The sequence below is a fragment of the Pseudomonas sp. A125 genome (assembly GCF_055409485.1).
In genome coordinates this window covers 1-16,734 of sequence record NZ_JBUZVP010000033.1, presented here as the reverse complement: position 1 = coordinate 16,734, position 16,734 = coordinate 1, and the positions used below count along the sequence as shown (strand labels likewise).

The following is a 16,734-nucleotide window of genomic DNA, read 5'->3' as shown; positions in this document are numbered from 1 at the left end:
TACTTCTGGGTTAACGTTGAGTGGGTTCTTTGACGAGCATGAGGCCCAGCAGGGAAACCAGCCCGCACACAATCAGGTAAAACGCCGGCGCACTGGGGTTGCCGGTAAGAGAGATCAGCAGCGTGCAGAAGAACTGCGCGAAGCCGCCGAAAACGATGCTGGCCAGGGCATAGGTAACCGAAAGGCCGGTGGCCCGGACCTGAGCGGGAAAAATCTCCGCCAACAACACCAGCGACGGTACGGTATTGCACACCAGCAGCGCGGCCAGGGTGCTCGCCACGAGCACCAGCGTGGGCAATGTGGGCGAGTGCTGCACCAGCTCGAACGCCGGGTAGATCAACAGCAACAACGCCAGCCGCGACCAGAAGATCATCCGCTTGCGCCCCCAGCGATCGCAGGCCCGCCCGGAAGCCACCGCCAGCGCGATTTGCACGGCGCCCGCCGCGCAGCCTGTCCAGATCCCCGCCGACAGCGGCAGATGCAACTGCGCCACGGCAAAGTTGGACAGGTAATGCAGGATCACATACGAGCCCGACGTGCCGCCGATGGCGATCAGGATTCCAGCGGCCAACACACGCTTATGCTCGCTCCAGCGCAAGCGATGGCTGACGCCGCGCTTCACTTGGTCACTTTCCTGCAAGTGGCGGCGCATGTACGAACCCACCGGGATTACCAGCAGCCCGATCACGAACGGCAGGCGCCAGCCCCAGGCCATCACCTGTTCTTCGGTCAGGGCGTAGTTCACGCTCAGGCCCACCACGGCGCCGAGCAACACGCTCAGGCCTTGGCTGAAGAACTGCCAACTGGTGAAATAACCGCGCTCGTGGCTCTCGGCTTTTTCCATCAGGTAGGTCGTTGAAGCGCCGACTTCGCCGCCAATCGCGAAACCTTGCAGCAGCCGGGCGAACACGATCAGCAACGGCGCGGCGATCCCGATTTGCCCATAGGTGGGCGTGAGCACAAAAATCAGTGAACCGATGGCCATCAACCAAAGGGTCAATACCATCGCGGCCTTGCGCCCTACCCGGTCGGCATATTGGCCGAGCAAAATGCTGCCTAGCGGGCGCATGAAAAAACCGATGCCGTAGGTGGCGAACGCCAACAACAGCTGGTTTGAGCCTTCCATGGGGAAAAACTGTTTGCCGATAACCGTGGCAAAAAAGCTGTAGACCGTGAAGTCGTAGAACTCCAGGCCGTTGCCGATAGTGACGGCCGCGATGTTTTTGGTCCTGCTGGGCTGGACCGGCGCCGATGAACGCGCGGGCACGGCAGACGCTTCAGATGAAGTAGTTTCCATGATCGAATCCGAGCCTCAATTAACAGCAGCAGTGTGCTGGAGCATTTTTTCCACCAGTTTCACCCAATAAGACGCCCCGACCAAAAGGCACTGGTCGTTGAAATCGAATTTGGGATGGTGACACATCACGTTCTGCGCACTGTCGCCATTGCCGATAATCAGGTACGACCCCGGGCACTTTGCCAACATAAAGGCGAAGTCCTCGCTGCCGGTGAGCGGGCGCATATTCTCGATCAGACCTTCTTCCCCGCACCATTCCAGGGCTGCGTTGCGCGCCAGTTCGGTTTCCAGCTCGTCATTGACCAGCACCGGGTAACGGCGGTTGTAATGAACGTCTGCGTTGCCGCCGTAACTTTGTGCGATGTGCTGCGCCAGCGTCGTGATGCGGGTTTGCAACAGGTCGCGGGTGTCGGCGCGCAGAGAGCGCACGCTGACCTGCAATTTGGCGGAAGCCGGTATCACGTTCGCAGCGGAACCTGCATGAATGGAGCCAACACTGACGATCGCGGTATCGAGCGGGTCGATATTGCGCGATACCACGCTTTGCAGGCACAGGGTCAAGGTGGCCGCGATGACCACCGGGTCTACGGTCTTGTGGGGCACCGCACCGTGGCCACCGACCCCGTTCAGGGTGATCGTTGCCGTGTCGGATGAGGCCATGAACGGCCCGGCGAGAAAACCCAGTTTGCCCTGCGGGAAGCCCGGCATGTTGTGCATGGCGAAGATCGCATCGCACGGAAACAGCTCAAACAGACCCTGTTCGACCATTTCGCGGGCACCGCCCAGGCCTTCTTCCGCCGGCTGGAAGATCACGTTCAAGGTGCCGCTGAAACGCCGGGTGCTCGCCAATACCTTGGCCGCTGCCAGCAGGGTGGCGGTGTGGCCGTCATGGCCGCAGGCGTGCATCTTGCCCGCCTGGGTGCTGGCATATTCCAGGCCCGTCTCCTCGGTAATCGGCAGCGCGTCCATGTCGGCCCGTAAACCAATGCGCGGGCCATCACCGTTGCACAATTGCCCTACCACGCCGGTGCCAGCCAGGCCGCGATGCACCTCGTAGCCCCACTGCGCAAGTTTTTGCGCCACCAGGTCGCTGGTTGCAAACTCTTCAAAGCCCAATTCCGGATGCGCGTGGATAGCGTGCCTGATCGCTATCATCTCGTCCTGAATCTGCTCGATCTCTGCCAGAATCTTCATTTTTGTTGTCTCCTCAGACTCGATACGGGTTTGATTCTGCCTCGTATTGACACAATGAAAAGACAAGCTTTAGGCTCGGTGACAACATTTCGTTGTCATGAGGGCAGGATGAAAACCAATCAGTTCACCGCGTTGGTGGCAGTCGCCGAAACCGGAAGCATCCGCAGCGCAGCCAAATCCGTCGGCCTGACCCAAGCCGCAATCACCCGCACCCTGCGCGACCTGGAACAGCAACAAGGCGTGGAACTGCTGGAGCGCACCCACACCGGCGTGCGTTTTACCGAGGCGGGTAAAAGCCTGCTGCACCATGCGCGGCTGATCCTCAGCGAGATCGAAAAGGCCAAGGCCGACCTGAACCTGATCCGCAGCGGGCAGGCCGAGCGACTGCGCATCGCCATCGCGCCCTTTGTCAATTTCACCTTTTTGCCTGAGTGCCTGAGCCTCTACCAGCAGCAGTATCCCCATGTATTCCTGGAAGTGTTCGAGGGGTTGCATGGCATTTCTGTGCCACAACTTCGGGATGGCTACCTGGATTTCGCGCTGATCCAGGCCAGTAATTTCATTACCGAAAACGAGTTCTCGATCGAGCCGCTGTTTTCCTACCAGGCCCATGTGGTGGGCCGTACAGACCACCCACTGCGCCATTCCAGCTCCATCGATGAACTGAACGCCATGAAGTGGCTGGCCAACTACCCACCGTCGCTGCACAACACGTTTATCAGCGACCTGAACCGCGAGTTTCGTTTGTCTCCACCGCCCAGCCACGTGGTAAGCGTGCACTCGGCGGGGATCCTGTTGCCGGTGCTGTTGCAGACCGACTCACTGACGGTGCTGCCGAACCTGCTGCTCAAGTCCGAATGTTTTGCCGGTGCGGTGGCGCCGTTGAGCGCCTTCAAGGGCTCCAAGTCGAGAATCCTCGGCGTGGTCAGCCGCCGGGGCAACGTGCGCAGCAAGGCCGCGACTGCCTTCATCGCAGTGGTTAAACAGGTGATCAAGCAGCACGCCCGCAAGCCCAGCTCACCGTTCAGCGAGATGCTGTCGCCCAAGGATTTGTTCTTTTGAGGCGCCCCATCGACAGTTATCTTAATCAGCGATTAATCCGTCTAAAAACTTCTTAAATCCTCCTCGACATACTCCGCCTCAGACCCCCATCTGAGAAAACACACATGTCACCCATCGAAACTAAATCGCTGCCTGTGAACCCCTTGGCCGCGCTTGTCGGGACACTGCTCCTGGCCGGCCTGTCCCTGGTGCCCGGCACCACCCAGGCAGCGCCAGAAAACGACAAGGAATTTGGTTGGGGCCTGGGACTTGGGGCCGGCGTGAGCACTTCCCCCTACCGCGGGCACGACAACGACAGCCAATTGTTGCCGGCGGTGGCCTATGAAAATCGCTGGATCAGCGTGATGGGCCCCGGCATTGACTTCAAGATCCCCAGCGACAGCGCGCTGTCATTTCGTTTGCAGGCCCGGTATGGGCTGGGTGAAGGCTACGACGCATCCGACTCCGATGACCTGGACGGCATGCGCGACCGCGACCCGGGCGTCTGGCTGGGAGGCAAGGCGATCTGGCAAAGCCCTGTCGCGCAGTTCTCCGCGCAGTGGGCCGGCGATGCGTCTGGCAACAGTGACGGGCAAATGATCCGGCTGGCCGTAGAGCGACGGTTTACCGCGAACAACTTCGACTTCACCCCGCGCCTTGAGGCAGTGCACCTGAATGAAGACTACGTCGACTACTACTACGGCGTGCGTGCCAGCGAAGCCACTGCGGCGCGGCGCGCCTACACGGGCGATGCCACCGTCAACATCGAGGCAGGGCTGCGCATCGGCTACCAGTTGGAGGCCAATCAGAAGGTCTTCCTGGACCTGAGTGCCACACGCCTTGGCAGTGAAATCGAAGACAGCCCAATCGTCGACCGGTCCACCATCGGCGCGGCGCGGCTCTGGTACATGTACCGTTTTTGACCACCAATGCCGCCACACGCCTTGCCTGCGTTCGCTTGCTTGCTCACACGGAGCCCCAATGAAAACACTAGGGACGCTGCTATTGTCCTGCCTGGCCGGTTGCGCCGAACTTTCGACCGGGACTGTCACGACTGCCCCGGCGACGTTTGCCGACTACCGCCAGCAAACCCTCATGCTGCTGCAACGTGACCGACGTTTTCAAAGCGCCGACCATGCCCTGGAGCTGGCATGGAACGCGCCGCGGGAATGGCCGCCCGATCAGCCTAACGGCAAAGGTATCTTGCTGGTGCACGGGCTGGGTGACTCGCCCGGCTCTTTCATCGACATCGCCCCCCTGCTTGCAAGCCAGGGTTACCGGGTACGCACACTGTTGCTGCCCGGGCACGGGACTCAACCTTCCGACATGCTGGACGTCAGCATCAACGACTGGCGGCTCACCGTGGCGCAGCAAGTGGCGTTGCTGCGCCAGGAGGTCGGCCAGGTGTACCTCGGCGGTTTTTCCACCGGCGCCAACCTGGTGCTGGAGTACGCCATGGATGACCAGGCAATCGCCGGGCTGCTGTTGTTTTCCCCGGCGTTCAAGGCCAGCCTGCCCTTCGATTGGTTGTTGCCCTGGGTGTCCTGGGTCAAGCCCTGGTTTCGCCACCCCGACGGCCCTGCGCCGCAGCAATCGCCGCTGCGCTATCAAAATGTGCCGACCCATGGGTTTGCCCAGTTCTACCTGAGCAGTACTGCCGTACGCGCCAAGCTGGCGATGCACACGTTTGACCGGCCTGTGCTGCTGGTCAGCGCCGCACATGATTCGGTGGTGGATGTCGCGTTTGTGCGGGAAACCTTCAGCCAACGCTTCCCGAACCCGGCGTCACGGATGATCTGGTATGGCGAGTTGGCGTCCACGCAGCGCAATGGGCGGATGCTGGTGCGCAGTGACCAGTTGCCTGGCGAACATATCAGCCAGTTTTCGCATATGAGTGTGTTGTTCTCCCCGGAAAACCCCCAATACGGTCGTCGCGGCACGCAACCGATGTGTTCCAACGGGCAAAATGCCGAAGGCTACCGGCACTGCATGGCGGGGGCTGCCGTGTGGTATTCAGACTGGGGTTACCGTGAGGTGGGCAAGGTACATGCGCGCCTCACGTATAACCCGTATTTTGAATGGCAGGCCCAGGTTATGACGCAGGTGCTGCAGGCGTCGCAGCCTCTGGAAAGTACACGCTGATGGCGAGCCCCTTGCCCGCCAGGCCGCTGCTGGTGACGAGATTGGCACGGTGCCCTTGAACGATGTTTTTCACCAATGACAGGCCGATCCCACTGCCTTGCCCGCCGCTGCCGGGCACCCGGTAAAAGCGCTCGAAGATCGCGTCTCTTTCAGCCGCCGCCACGCCCGGCCCGTCATCGGCGACTTGCAGGCAGGGCCCCTGCGCCGAGGAGCCGCAGCTTATTCTGACGCGCTGCCCTGGCCCGGTATAACGCAGCGCATTGTCGATCAGGTTGCGCAGCAAAATACCGATTTCATCGATATCACAGTCGATCAAACACGGTTGCACCCGAAGCTGGAGCACCCGTTGCAACTGAGCGGCCTGGACTTCAAACTCATCGGCCACATACCCGACCAGCTCGCACAGGTCGACCTGGGTGCGCTGTGGCCGCTGGACAGAAGCATCCAGGCTTGCCAGGTCCAGCAACTGCTCGGACAAGCGTGTGCTGCGTGCGACCACTGTCATCAGTTTGTGCAGGGTCGCGTCCTTTTCGGCCAGTGTGGTGGCGCGCAGTGCAATTTGCGCATGGGCCTGCAATGCCGAGAGCGGCGTGCGTAACTCGTGGGCCGCATTGGCGATAAAACGCCGTTCGCCTTCCAGTGCCTGGTCGAGTTGCTGCAGCAAGTGGTTGAACCCCTCCACCAACGGTCGCAACTCCCCGGGCAGCGCTACCACGGACAAGGGCGTCAGGTCGAAGCGGCGGCGCCCGCGCAGGGCATGTTCAATTACCAGCACCGGGCGTAACGCGCGCCGCAAAACCTGCCACATCAACAGCCCCACCAGCGCCAACAGTGATGAAGCGATACACAGGGCCACGAATGCTTTTCGACGCATATCCGCACTGATGACGCTGTGCAAATAGCCTACCTGGACCGTGAGTTGCCGGCGGCTGTCGGAGATGGAATACACCCGCCACTTCCTTGCATCAATCAACGGGCTCGAAAAACCGTCTTCGAAGCTGCCCTGCAATGGGCTTGGCGGTGCCCCGGGCGCGCCGGTCAACAAGCGTTCGTGGCCCGCCCACACCTGGTACGTTAAAAGTCCCGCCTCGGCCAACCCGGTACTGCTCAATCGCAGGCCACCGTCGCCGTTTGGCAGCCGCTGATTATTGTGCGGGATCGCCAGCAACAACTGGGTGGCAATGGTTTGCAGCTTACTGTCCCAGATGCTGCTGGAGCTGACCTGGGTGTAAATCAACAACGCCGCCAGGGCCAGCGCCCAGCAAATACCAATGGTCAACAACAACACGCGCATCATGCGCTGGCGCAGCGATTTCATTTGCGTGCCCCGACGATCATATAGCCCTGGCCATGCACCGTCGTGATCAGCTCCTCGCCCAGCTTGCGCCGCAGTTGGTGGATATAGACGGCAATCGTATTGCTTTCAATGTTGCTGGCATGCCCATAGACCACCGCCTGCAAATGATCGCGGGCGAGCACGTGGCCAGGGCGTTCCAGCAACGCGAGCAGCGTGCGGTATTCATGCGCGCTCAACGCCACCCGCTGGCCGCCTCGGGTCACCACGTGGCGGCTGCGGTCCAGGACAATATCGCCCAGGGTCAACAACGAAATCACCCGGCCCTCACTGCGCCGGCTCACGGCCCGCAGCCGCGCCCACAGTTCATCGAGTTGGAACGGCTTGACCAGATAATCATCGGCTCCGGCATCCAGGCCGACGATGCGCGCACTCAGTTGCCCGCTGGCTGTGAGGATCACCACGGGAGTGGGGTCGTGTTGTTTGCGCATGGCCTTGAGCACGCTTAAACCGGACTCGCCAGGCAGGCCAAGGTCCAGCAACACCGCGTTATAGGTATGTTCAACCAAGGCCAGGCGCGCCTGGGAAGCGTCCTTGACGTGGTCTATGTTCCAGCTGTTTTGCCGCGCGCCATCGCACATGGCTTCGGCCAGCATGGCATCGTCTTCGACCAACAATAAGTACACAGCAGGCCCTCGTGTGCTGCTTGGGATGGGGCAACACAATCCGCAAATACCGGATGATGAGCAAAGGCCAGGACCATAGACAAATGTTTTTAAGAAAATATTAAAACGTTGGGATGGCGCGCAGGAGTGACCGAGCCGTGGCCCCTCACGCACAAATACAAAACACCTTGGTGTTTGACCGTTACAGGCAGGTCAATGAGTTCCAGAAGTTGCTGGTTAATCGCTGTGTAAATAAATACTAAATAAACCTACATTCAATATTTAAAAAATCCGCCGCAGAAACTGCGGCGGAAAACCAAAGGTTTTGTCGAAGCAGAGCGGCTAAGACAGCATTAACGCTACACCAGCGCACCGTTAAAAAAAGTGAATATTAATTAATCGAGTTTAACCATCCCTTCACTGGTCCTTTGTTGCGAGCCGGTTAAAAATCGCCCATCGCACAAAAGCCAGAACCACCAGCCTGTCTGGTTCCCGGCAAAAAACAACACGCGAACCCGGCGTCATCGCCAGCCTTAACAATCCCTGCCCAACCGTTATATCCGCCATAAAAACAACGGCGTGCACCTGCGCACGTAACGCGTGGCGATTCATCAATTCGGGGAAGTAACAACCATGGTTAAACAGTGGAGCCTATTAGCGCTGGTGGTATCTACCAGCCTGAGCCAAGTGGCGTTGGCAGACTCAGTAACGGATCAGGCAGACGCCAAGGGCTTTATCGACGGCAGCAGTGTAACGGGGTTGTTGCGTAACTTTTACTTGAACCGCAACCGGGAAAACGGCAAGGCTGACAACCGTGACTGGACTCAGGGAGTCATGGCCAATTACGCCTCGGGATTTACCCAGGGCACCCTTGGCTTTGGTGTGGATGCGTACGCCTATGGCGGGCTTAAACTCGATGCCCAAAGCCAATACGCGGGCACCGGCAACCTGCCGACAGATCGCCATGGTGACCCCGAGAACAGCTACGGTTCGGTCGGCGCAGACGTGAAGATCCGGGTCTCCAAGACCGAGCTCAAATACGGCGACATGCAACCCACCGCCCCGGTGTTTGCTACCGGCGGCACCCGCTTGCTGCCACAGACCGCCACCGGTTTTGACCTGACCAGCAGTGAAATCGCCAACCTGGACCTGGAAGCCGGTCACTTCACCAGCACCAACAGCGGCATGACCGCCGACCATGACCACGAAATCTATGCAACGTACGCCAACGTGCCCGCCTCCAGCGCGAGTTTCGTCGGTGGCAAGTACACGTTCACCCCTGGCCTGAGCGCCACGCTGTACGGCGGCGAGTTGGCCGACATCTGGCGCCAGTACTACACCAACCTCAACTACGTGTTGCCGCTGGGCCGCGACCAATCACTGGCCTTTGACGGCAACCTGTACCGCACCCTCGATACCGGCAGCGCCAAGGCCGGTGCGATCAACAACACCACCTACTCGGTCGCGGCGGCGTACTCCTTCCTGGCGGCGCACACGCTGACGCTGTCGTTCCAGAAAGTGCACGGGGACACACCATTCGACTACGTGGGCACCGGCAACAACGGCGCAGGCGAAGGTGGCGACTCGATCTTGCTGGCCAACTCGGTGCAATGGTCTGACTTCAACGGGCCGGGCGAGCAATCGTGGGGGATTCGTTACGACCTGAACATGGCGAACTATGGCATGCCGGGGCTGAGTTTCATGACCCGCTACATCGATGGTTCGGATATCAACGGCACGCACACACCGGCCAACAGCGCGTACCTCGACCATTACGGTGCGGATGGCAAGCACCACGAGACGGACCTGGAGGCCAAGTATGTCGTGCAGGGAGGGCCGGTGAAGAACCTGTCGTTCCGCTTGCGCCAGGCGTTCCACGTGGCCAACGCCGATCAGGGTGAAGGTGACCTGAGTGAGTTGCGCCTGACCGTGGATTATCCGTTTACGTTGCTGTAAAGCTGAAAAGGCCTGGGTTTGCCCCAGGCCTTTTTTTCGGGGACGATAGCGGCCTTCTTTCATCCTCCTTGCATGAGACTCCCATGGCCAACCACGACCTCGCCTTCACCCCCGACCTCGACCCGGACTCTATCTCCAGCGACGTCATCGGCTTCAACGGCATCCTCGTCTCTACGCAAATCCCTACCCGCGCCGATGGCAGCCTGGAACTGGGCGACATCACGCTGCAAAGCGAGTGCACCCTGCAAGCCCTGAAAGTTGCCCTGGAACGCGCCGGCAGCTCGATTGACCGGGTGATGCACCTGACCATTTACCTGACAGACATGGCCGATCGCGCCGCATTCAACGAAGTCTACAAACGCTATTTCGCCAAGCCCTGGCCAGTACGTGCGGCAGTTGGCGTGGCAGCCCTGGCGGTTGCAGGCATGCGCGTTGAAGTCACCGCGATGGCTGCCAAGGCCTGAGCCGAACGCTCTATATCGGCCCGCGATGATCAAATGTGGAAGCTGTGAAGCCCCGCCGAGGCTGCGATGGGGTCGCTTCGGTTTCACTGATACACCGCGGCGCCTGCATCGCGGGCAAGCCCGGCTCCCACAGGAGAGTGCATTCCAGGGCTGGGGAGATGTCGATAGGCCATTTCGCAGCTACAATGCTCGCCTCCGTGACAAGCCTGACTAAAAAAACTATGTCCTTGCCCAAGCATCACCTGGAATTGCTCAGCCCTGCACGCGATGTCGCCATCGCCCGCGAGGCCATCCTGCATGGCGCCGACGCCGTGTACATCGGCGGCCCGAGTTTCGGTGCGCGTCATAACGCCTGCAACGAGGTGAGCGATATCGCGCAGTTGGTGGAGTTCGCCCGGCGCTACCACGCACGGGTCTTCACCACCCTCAACACGATCCTGCACGACAACGAACTGGAGCCGGCGCGCAAGCTGATTCACCAGCTTTACGATGCCGGTGTCGACGCGCTGATCGTCCAGGACTTGGGCGTGATGGAGCTGGATATTCCGCCCATCGAACTGCACGCCAGCACCCAGACCGACATCCGCACCCTGGGCCGGGCCAAGTTCCTCGACCAGGCCGGGTTCTCGCAGTTGGTATTGGCCCGTGAGCTGAACCTGCAAGAGATCCGTGCGATTGCCGACGAGACCGATGCTGCCATCGAGTTTTTCATCCATGGCGCGTTGTGCGTGGCCTTCTCCGGCCAGTGCAATATCTCCCACGCCCAGAATGGCCGCAGCGCCAACCGTGGCGATTGCTCCCAGGCCTGCCGCCTGCCCTACACCTTGAAAGATGACCAGGGCCGTGTGGTTGCCTTTGAAAAGCACCTGTTGTCGATGAAAGACAACAACCAGAGCGCCAACCTGCGCGCGCTGGTGGATGCCGGCGTGCGCTCGTTCAAGATCGAAGGCCGCTACAAGGACATGGGTTATGTGAAAAACATCACGGCCTATTACCGCCAGCGCCTGGACGAGATTCTGGAAGACCGTCCCGACCTGGCCCGCGCGTCCAGCGGCCGCACCGCGCATTTCTTCCTGCCGGACCCGGAAAAGACCTTCCACCGTGGCAGCACCGACTACTTCGTCACCGACCGCAAGGTCGACATCGGCGCCTTCGACACCCCGACCTTTACCGGCCTGCCGGTGGGTGTGGTGGAAAAAGCCGGCAAGCGTGACTTGCAAGTGGTTACCCATGAGCCGCTGTCCAACGGCGACGGCCTCAATGTGCTGATCAAGCGTGAAGTGGTGGGTTTTCGCGCCAACATTGCCGAGCCAAAAGGCGAGTTCGAAGAAGACGGCGAGAAGCGCTACCGCTACCGCGTCGAGCCGAACGAGATGCCGGCCGGCCTGCACCAACTGCGCCCGAACCATCCGTTGAACCGTAACCTGGACCATAACTGGCAGCAGGCGTTGCTCAAAACCTCCGCCGAGCGCCGTATTGGTGTGTCGTGGGTGGCCCGCCTGCAGGAAGATCGCCTGGACCTGACCGTCACCAGTGAGGAAGGCATCAGCGCCAGTGTGACCCTGCCCGGCCCGTTTGGCGTGGCCAACAAGCCGGAACAGGCGCTGGAAACCCTGCGCGACCTGCTGGGCCAACTGGGCACCACCCAATACCACGCTACGGCGATCAAGCTGGATGCACCGCAGGCGTTGTTCATTCCGAACTCGCAGCTCAAGGCCTTGCGCCGCGAGGTGATCGAGGCACTGACCGAGGCGCGTATCCAGGCTCATCCACGGGGCGGCCGCAAGGCAGAAACCACTCCGGCGCCGGTGTACCCGGAATCACACCTGTCGTTCCTGGCCAACGTCTACAACCAGAAGGCCCGCGACTTCTATCACCGTCACGGCGTACAACTGATCGACGCGGCGTACGAAGCCCACGAAGAAACCGGCGAAGTGCCGGTGATGATCACCAAGCACTGCCTGCGCTTCTCGTTCAACCTGTGCCCCAAACAGGCCAAGGGTGTGACGGGGGTGAAGACCAAGGTGGCGCCGATGCAGTTGATCCACGGCGATGAAGTACTGACCCTGAAGTTCGACTGTAAGCCGTGTGAGATGCACGTGATCGGCAAGATCAAGGGCCACATCCTCGGCCTGCCGCAACCCGGCAGCGTGGTGGGTTACATCAGCCCGGACGACCTGCTCAAGACCATCCCGCGCGCACCGCACTGATCCCCTCGCGGCTGCGTACCCGCAGGCACCACAGCGGAAACGGCAAGGTCACCAGCAGCAGCAACCACAACAAGGCGTAGACACTGTCTACGCCTTCGTTCTGCAGGTTGACGTACAGCTTGACCGGAATGCCCTGCGGGAAATACGCAAACACCATCACGATCCCGAACTCGCCAATTACCCGTACCCAGACAATCGCCAAGGCGTTGGCCAGGGCCCTGCGGGTGACAGGCAAGGTCACCCGCAAAAAGACCTCGACCGGCGAACAACCCAGTCCTTTGGCGGCTTCTTCCAGGGAACGCGGCACCGCCTCGAACGCCGTGCGTGCACAGAGGATGTAATAGGCCAGGCCACCGTAGAGCTGCGCCAGGATAAACGCCGGCAGGTTGTTGCTCAGGGAAATGCCCAGGCGCCCCAATGCTTCGCCCAAGGTGGCATAGGGGCCATAGGCGGTGACCAGCAAAATGCCCATGGCCAGCGGCGGCGTCAGCAGGGAAACCAGCAATAGCGCCTCGACCCCGCTGCGCAAGGGTGATGCCGTGCGGGCCAGCCACAAGGCCAATGGCGTGCCCAGCAGCACAATCAACAGCGTCGAGACACTGCTCAACCCCAACGACACGCCCACTGCCGACCCGTCACCATAGGCCAGTTGCAACTGCCCCCAAGACGTCGCCCCGGCCAGCGCCACAAACGGAATGATCAGCAGCACCGCCGCCGGCACGCTCATCCACAATGCGGGCGAGCCCTTCAGCACATCAAAGCGCTCCGCCCTTTGGCTGGCCGTAGCCGTTGGCCGCAAACAGCTTCTGGCCTTCAGGCGATTGCAGGTAACTCACGAACGCCTGGGCTTTTTGCGGATTGGGTGCGTTTTTCAGTACGGCGGCGTAGAACACCAACGGCTGCGGCTTGAGGGTTTGCATCTGGCCGTTCTTGTCCGGCAGTTGCAGGCTGACCGTGTCGTACCAGTCTTGGGTGAAGGCCGGGTTACTCAGGTTGATTTCGTCCGGCAGCGCGATATACGGCAGCTTGGCCGAGATCGTCGCGCTCTCGTAACCGGAAGCCGCGTCTAACTGACCGGCTTGCAGGCGGGTCAACAGGCCGCCTTCGCCAAACACCTGCTGCGGGTTTTGCAGCTCGCCCAGTATCTGCCGGGCCAGGCCCGGTTGCTGGTAATACTTCTCGGCCAGTTGCACTGTAAAAATGATGTTCTGCCCTTGCGGGTCAGTGGCCGCATCGGTGCGGCCAAAGCGCAGGCCCGGGCTTTGCAGCACTTTCCACCAGGCCGGCGAGTTGGCGCTCTTGCTCGCTTGCAGCGCCGGCGCAAACGCGCTCCTGGGGTTATAGGCGATGACCATCCGGGTGCTGGCCACCGGCACCGCCTGCCCGACCAACCCGGCTTTTTGCAGCACTTCGATAGGCCCAGGGGTGATGGAGACGAACACGTCAGCCACCACCTTCTTCGACGCCAGCAACCGCGCCATCCCGTAGGCGCCCTCGCCCTGCCCCTGGTACGTCAGGTGTTCACGTTCGGCGAAGGCCGGGCCCAGGGCCTTGTCCATCACCACGCCCATGGAGCCGGCGTAGGTCACATGAATGGCGCTTTCGGCTTGGGCCGACAGTGCTGTGGACAGCAACAGGCCACTCAGCAGCCAGGTACGGGTTTTCTTTAACATGAGCGGTTCCGCTGTAAAGGTAGATATACAGCGCAAGATAGTAACCAAGGTGCTATCACTGCTTCATGAAACATGCCCGGTCAAGGCCTTCGGGCGCCACCACCAACCCCGCTGCAGCCCCGCCGCCGCGAGCAGAATTGCCGCCACGCCGAGCCATTGCAACCAGCCCAGGCGATGCCCAAAGGCAATCCAGTCCACAAAAATGGCCGCGATCGGGTAGATAAACGACAGCGCCCCGGTGATTGCCGTGGGCAACTTCTGGATCGCCCCATACAGCAACACGTACATCACGCCGGTATGCACCACGCCCAAGGTCAGCAATGCCGCCCACGCGTCCATCGATGCCGACAGGCTCTGCCACTGCATCAACGGCGCGAGCAACAAGGCGCCTGTAGTCACCTGAATCAGCGCCATCAAATGCGGCGGCACTTCCTTCAAGCGCTTGATGATCAGCGCAGCAATCGCATACAGAAAGGCTGCGCCCAGCGCTAAGGCCACGCCCACCAGGTAGTCATCCCCGGTGTTTTGCAGATCACCATGGGCGGTGACAATCGCCAGCATCCCGACAAATGCCATGCTCAACCAGGTGAGCTTTTGCACGGTGATTTTTTCGCCAAGAAACACTGCCGCCAACATCACCAACATAAACGGCTGCACGTTATACACCGCCGTACTGATAGCGATTGAAGCCCTGGAGTAAGACTCAAACAGCAGCAGCCAATTGCCCACAATCGCCACGCCACTGAGCATCGCCAGGCCGAGTTTCGGGTAGCTCAACAGGTCGACATGCAGATAACCCATCAGCCAGCACACCACCAGCAATGTCACCGCGCCGATCACGCAACGCCAGAACACTACCTCGACAACCGGTACGCCCGACACCAGCACAAACCAGCCGATGGTGCCGGATATCAACATGGCGGCGACCATTTCCCAAGACCCGCGACGGATGGATTTGTCCATGATTGAGCTCCTCAAGTGAGGCCCAATTATGGCAACCTGATGCGCAGCGACTCCAGATCATAAACAAGGCGGAACTTGCACTTCGCCTATTCTTATTAGGCGAACCCAGGCAATCACTTCAGGAGCAAGCATGATCGACAGTATTGACCAGCAATTGATCGCGGCGCTGATGGATGACTCCCGTCTTTCGCTCAAGGCCTTGGCGGGCATCGCCGGCCTTTCCTCCCCCAGCGTCAGCGAGCGACTGCGGCGCCTTGAGGAACGTGGCGTGTTGAAAAACTACACGGTAGACATCGACCCCAGGCACTTCGGCTATCTGCTGCAGGCCATCGTGCGTATTCGCCCGTTGCCCGGGAAATTGCAGGAAGTGGAACGGCAGATCCAGGCCATCCCCGAGTTTACCGAATGCGACAAGGTGACCGGCGATGACTGCTTCATCGCGCGCTTGCATGTGCGCACCATGGACCAACTCGACACGCTGCTGGATAAGCTCAATGCCTATGCCGAAACCAACACCGCCATCGTCAAGAAAACCCCGGTAAAACGCCGGTTGCCGCCGCTGGGCGACTCGTGACTTTGAGTCACTGATGCAGTGACGGGATCGCTATTCTGTCCATCTGGCCCGCTGTTTATGCTTGATCCACACATTGGAACCACAGGCGTAAACACCATGTATGTCATTACCGGAATCACAGGCAAAGTTGGCGGCGCCCTGGCGCGGTTTCTGCTCAATGATCGTCAACCCGTGCGCGCGGTGATACGCGATGCCGGCAAAGGCGCCGAATGGGCCGCGCTGGGTTGTGAGGTGGTCATCGCCCATATGGACGACGCAGCCGCCCTCACCGAGGCGTTCAAGGGTGCCACTGGCGTGTTCATCCTGCCGCCTTCGGACTTCGACCCGCAGCCAGGCTTTCCCGAAGCGCGTAAGGTGATTACCGCTGTCGCCCAAGCCATCGAAGCCGCAGCGCCGCAGAAAGTGGTGTGCCTTTCGACCATTGGCGCCCAGGCCGAGCAGCTTAACCTGCTGACCCAACGCACCTTGATGGAACAGGCGCTGAACGCGTTGAACGTGCCGGTGACCTTCCTGCGCCCGGGCTGGTTTATGGAGAACGCGGCGTATGACGTGGCCACGGCCCGTGAGCACGGGGTGATCCACAGTTTCCTGCAACCGCTGGATAAAGCCGTGCCGATGATTGCGACCGTCGACGTGGGCCGGCTCGCTGCGCAACTTTTGCAGCAGCACTGGAGTGGGCGCCGGGTGGTTGAGCTGGAAGGCCAGTGGGTCAGCCCTAATGATATTGCCCGCACGCTGACCGAGGTGCTCAACCGTGGTGTGACCGCGCAGGTGGTGCCTCGCGATACTTGGGAGCCGATGTTTCGTGAGCAAGGTGCGCAGAATCCGCTGCCGCGGATGCGCATGGTCGATGGGTTCAACGAAGGCTGGATCTGTTTTGAGTATGCCGAGGTGGTCAAGGGCGAAACTACGTTGCTCAAGGTGCTGCGCGAGTTGGCCACAAAGGCCTGAGTGCAAGGCGTTTGCGGCATGCCGTGCGCCTTGCATATAGCCTGCCTGGGCAGGTTCGATATGTCGCTGGCGATCAGGAGCAGTCGGTGCTTTTAGTTCATGTTTCCTATCCCGGGTTTATGTATTGGGGTTTTGTGGTGAGGGGGTTGTTTGTGCAGCCCAATCGTTCTCCTTTCAAGGTGGGTGGGTGGGTGGGCATATCCGTTATTTAGGTAACGGCTTCTTATGGTTCCGCTCTTACAGCGGGTCACTTTTGGCAAACGCCCCAAAAGTAACCAAAAGGTCTTTGCCCCACCACTCGGTGCCTCGC

At 60.4% G+C, this 16,734-nt stretch carries 15 protein-coding genes; 8 read left to right on the top strand and 7 right to left on the bottom strand.

What is annotated here, in order from left to right; all coding sequences use genetic code 11:
• Positions 1-10 precede the first annotated feature (10 nt).
• Both ACZRN6_RS30755 and ACZRN6_RS30750 read right to left on the bottom strand, forming a co-directional pair.
• Positions 11-1,297 carry an MFS transporter gene (locus ACZRN6_RS30755; RefSeq protein ID WP_322145123.1) on the bottom strand — a complete coding sequence of 429 codons (1,287 nt, stop codon included), beginning with the start codon at positions 1,295-1,297 and terminating at the stop codon, positions 11-13.
• A gap of 15 nt (positions 1,298-1,312) precedes the next feature.
• The gene (locus ACZRN6_RS30750; RefSeq protein ID WP_322145122.1) at positions 1,313-2,491 is read right to left on the bottom strand and encodes a M20 aminoacylase family protein; all 1,179 of its coding nucleotides are present in this window, start codon (positions 2,489-2,491) and stop codon (positions 1,313-1,315) included.
• A gap of 108 nt (positions 2,492-2,599) precedes the next feature.
• Between ACZRN6_RS30750 and ACZRN6_RS30745 the strand changes: the two genes are divergently transcribed.
• The 3 genes from ACZRN6_RS30745 (at position 2,600) to ACZRN6_RS30735 (ending at position 5,674) form a co-directional block, all read left to right on the top strand.
• Positions 2,600-3,553, top strand: a complete 954-nt coding sequence (locus tag ACZRN6_RS30745; RefSeq protein WP_322145121.1) for a LysR family transcriptional regulator — start codon at positions 2,600-2,602, stop codon at positions 3,551-3,553.
• 104 nt (positions 3,554-3,657) lie between these two features.
• Positions 3,658-4,455: a MipA/OmpV family protein gene (locus ACZRN6_RS30740; protein ID WP_322145120.1), complete on the top strand. Its 798-nt coding sequence runs from the start codon at positions 3,658-3,660 to the stop codon at positions 4,453-4,455.
• Between the two features lie 172 nt (positions 4,456-4,627).
• The gene (locus ACZRN6_RS30735) at positions 4,628-5,674 is read left to right on the top strand and encodes an alpha/beta hydrolase (RefSeq protein WP_464009629.1); all 1,047 of its coding nucleotides are present in this window, start codon (positions 4,628-4,630) and stop codon (positions 5,672-5,674) included.
• Here the strand turns inward: ACZRN6_RS30735 and ACZRN6_RS30730 are convergent.
• Positions 5,625-6,992 (bottom strand): sensor histidine kinase, encoded by a 1,368-nt coding sequence (locus ACZRN6_RS30730; RefSeq protein WP_464009597.1) that lies wholly within the window; start codon positions 6,990-6,992, stop codon positions 5,625-5,627. The genes ACZRN6_RS30735 and ACZRN6_RS30730 overlap by 50 nt on opposite strands.
• A complete protein-coding gene (locus ACZRN6_RS30725) occupies positions 6,989-7,654 on the bottom strand; it encodes a response regulator transcription factor (RefSeq protein WP_464009596.1) in 666 nt (221 codons plus the stop codon). Before ACZRN6_RS30725 ends, ACZRN6_RS30730 begins: the two co-directional genes overlap by 4 nt.
• A gap of 612 nt (positions 7,655-8,266) precedes the next feature.
• Between ACZRN6_RS30725 and ACZRN6_RS30720 the strand changes: the two genes are divergently transcribed.
• From ACZRN6_RS30720 to ACZRN6_RS30710, 3 genes are all read left to right on the top strand, one after another.
• Positions 8,267-9,589: an OprD family porin gene (locus ACZRN6_RS30720; RefSeq protein ID WP_464009595.1), complete on the top strand. Its 1,323-nt coding sequence runs from the start codon at positions 8,267-8,269 to the stop codon at positions 9,587-9,589.
• An 83-nt stretch (positions 9,590-9,672) separates the two neighbouring features.
• Positions 9,673-10,053: a RidA family protein gene (locus ACZRN6_RS30715; RefSeq protein ID WP_322145116.1), complete on the top strand. Its 381-nt coding sequence runs from the start codon at positions 9,673-9,675 to the stop codon at positions 10,051-10,053.
• 221 nt (positions 10,054-10,274) lie between these two features.
• Positions 10,275-12,263 carry a peptidase U32 family protein gene (locus ACZRN6_RS30710; RefSeq protein ID WP_464009594.1) on the top strand — a complete coding sequence of 663 codons (1,989 nt, stop codon included), beginning with the start codon at positions 10,275-10,277 and terminating at the stop codon, positions 12,261-12,263.
• On the opposite strand, the gene ACZRN6_RS30705 is transcribed toward ACZRN6_RS30710, so the two are convergent.
• The 3 genes from ACZRN6_RS30705 to ACZRN6_RS30695 form a co-directional block, all read right to left on the bottom strand.
• Complete coding sequence (locus ACZRN6_RS30705; RefSeq protein WP_322145114.1) at positions 12,235-13,017, bottom strand: ABC transporter permease subunit; 783 nt, start codon at positions 13,015-13,017, stop codon at positions 12,235-12,237. The two genes, ACZRN6_RS30710 and ACZRN6_RS30705, sit on opposite strands and share 29 nt — an antisense overlap.
• A gap of 1 nt (position 13,018) precedes the next feature.
• Positions 13,019-13,936: an extracellular solute-binding protein gene (locus ACZRN6_RS30700; RefSeq protein ID WP_464009593.1), complete on the bottom strand. Its 918-nt coding sequence runs from the start codon at positions 13,934-13,936 to the stop codon at positions 13,019-13,021.
• Between the two features lie 63 nt (positions 13,937-13,999).
• On the bottom strand, positions 14,000-14,899 hold the full coding sequence (locus ACZRN6_RS30695; protein WP_464009592.1) for a DMT family transporter: 900 nt from the start codon (positions 14,897-14,899) through the stop codon (positions 14,000-14,002).
• Between the two features lie 130 nt (positions 14,900-15,029).
• Here ACZRN6_RS30695 and ACZRN6_RS30690 point away from each other — a divergent pair, with 130 nt between their 5' ends.
• Together ACZRN6_RS30690 and ACZRN6_RS30685 are read left to right on the top strand one after the other, a co-directional pair.
• Entirely contained in the window at positions 15,030-15,473 is a 444-nt protein-coding gene (locus ACZRN6_RS30690) for an Lrp/AsnC family transcriptional regulator (protein WP_464009591.1), read from the top strand.
• Between the two features lie 96 nt (positions 15,474-15,569).
• Entirely contained in the window at positions 15,570-16,424 is an 855-nt protein-coding gene (locus tag ACZRN6_RS30685) for an NmrA family NAD(P)-binding protein (RefSeq protein ID WP_464009590.1), read from the top strand.
• The last annotated feature ends 310 nt before the right edge of the window (positions 16,425-16,734 follow it).

Coding starts and splice junctions, on each gene's coding strand:
- ACZRN6_RS30755 (WP_322145123.1), bottom strand. CDS start 1,297: ATGGAAACTACTTCATCTGAAGCGTCTGCCGTGCCCGCGCGTTCATCG.
- ACZRN6_RS30695 (WP_464009592.1), bottom strand. CDS start 14,899: ATGGACAAATCCATCCGTCGCGGGTCTTGGGAAATGGTCGCCGCCATG.
- ACZRN6_RS30685 (WP_464009590.1), top strand. CDS start 15,570: ATGTATGTCATTACCGGAATCACAGGCAAAGTTGGCGGCGCCCTGGCG.
- ACZRN6_RS30715 (WP_322145116.1), top strand. CDS start 9,673: ATGGCCAACCACGACCTCGCCTTCACCCCCGACCTCGACCCGGACTCT.
- ACZRN6_RS30700 (WP_464009593.1), bottom strand. CDS start 13,936: ATGTTAAAGAAAACCCGTACCTGGCTGCTGAGTGGCCTGTTGCTGTCC.
- ACZRN6_RS30740 (WP_322145120.1), top strand. CDS start 3,658: ATGTCACCCATCGAAACTAAATCGCTGCCTGTGAACCCCTTGGCCGCG.
- ACZRN6_RS30750 (WP_322145122.1), bottom strand. CDS start 2,491: ATGAAGATTCTGGCAGAGATCGAGCAGATTCAGGACGAGATGATAGCG.
- ACZRN6_RS30710 (WP_464009594.1), top strand. CDS start 10,275: ATGTCCTTGCCCAAGCATCACCTGGAATTGCTCAGCCCTGCACGCGAT.
- ACZRN6_RS30745 (WP_322145121.1), top strand. CDS start 2,600: ATGAAAACCAATCAGTTCACCGCGTTGGTGGCAGTCGCCGAAACCGGA.
- ACZRN6_RS30730 (WP_464009597.1), bottom strand. CDS start 6,992: ATGAAATCGCTGCGCCAGCGCATGATGCGCGTGTTGTTGTTGACCATT.
- ACZRN6_RS30690 (WP_464009591.1), top strand. CDS start 15,030: ATGATCGACAGTATTGACCAGCAATTGATCGCGGCGCTGATGGATGAC.
- ACZRN6_RS30735 (WP_464009629.1), top strand. CDS start 4,628: ATGCTGCTGCAACGTGACCGACGTTTTCAAAGCGCCGACCATGCCCTG.
- ACZRN6_RS30720 (WP_464009595.1), top strand. CDS start 8,267: ATGGTTAAACAGTGGAGCCTATTAGCGCTGGTGGTATCTACCAGCCTG.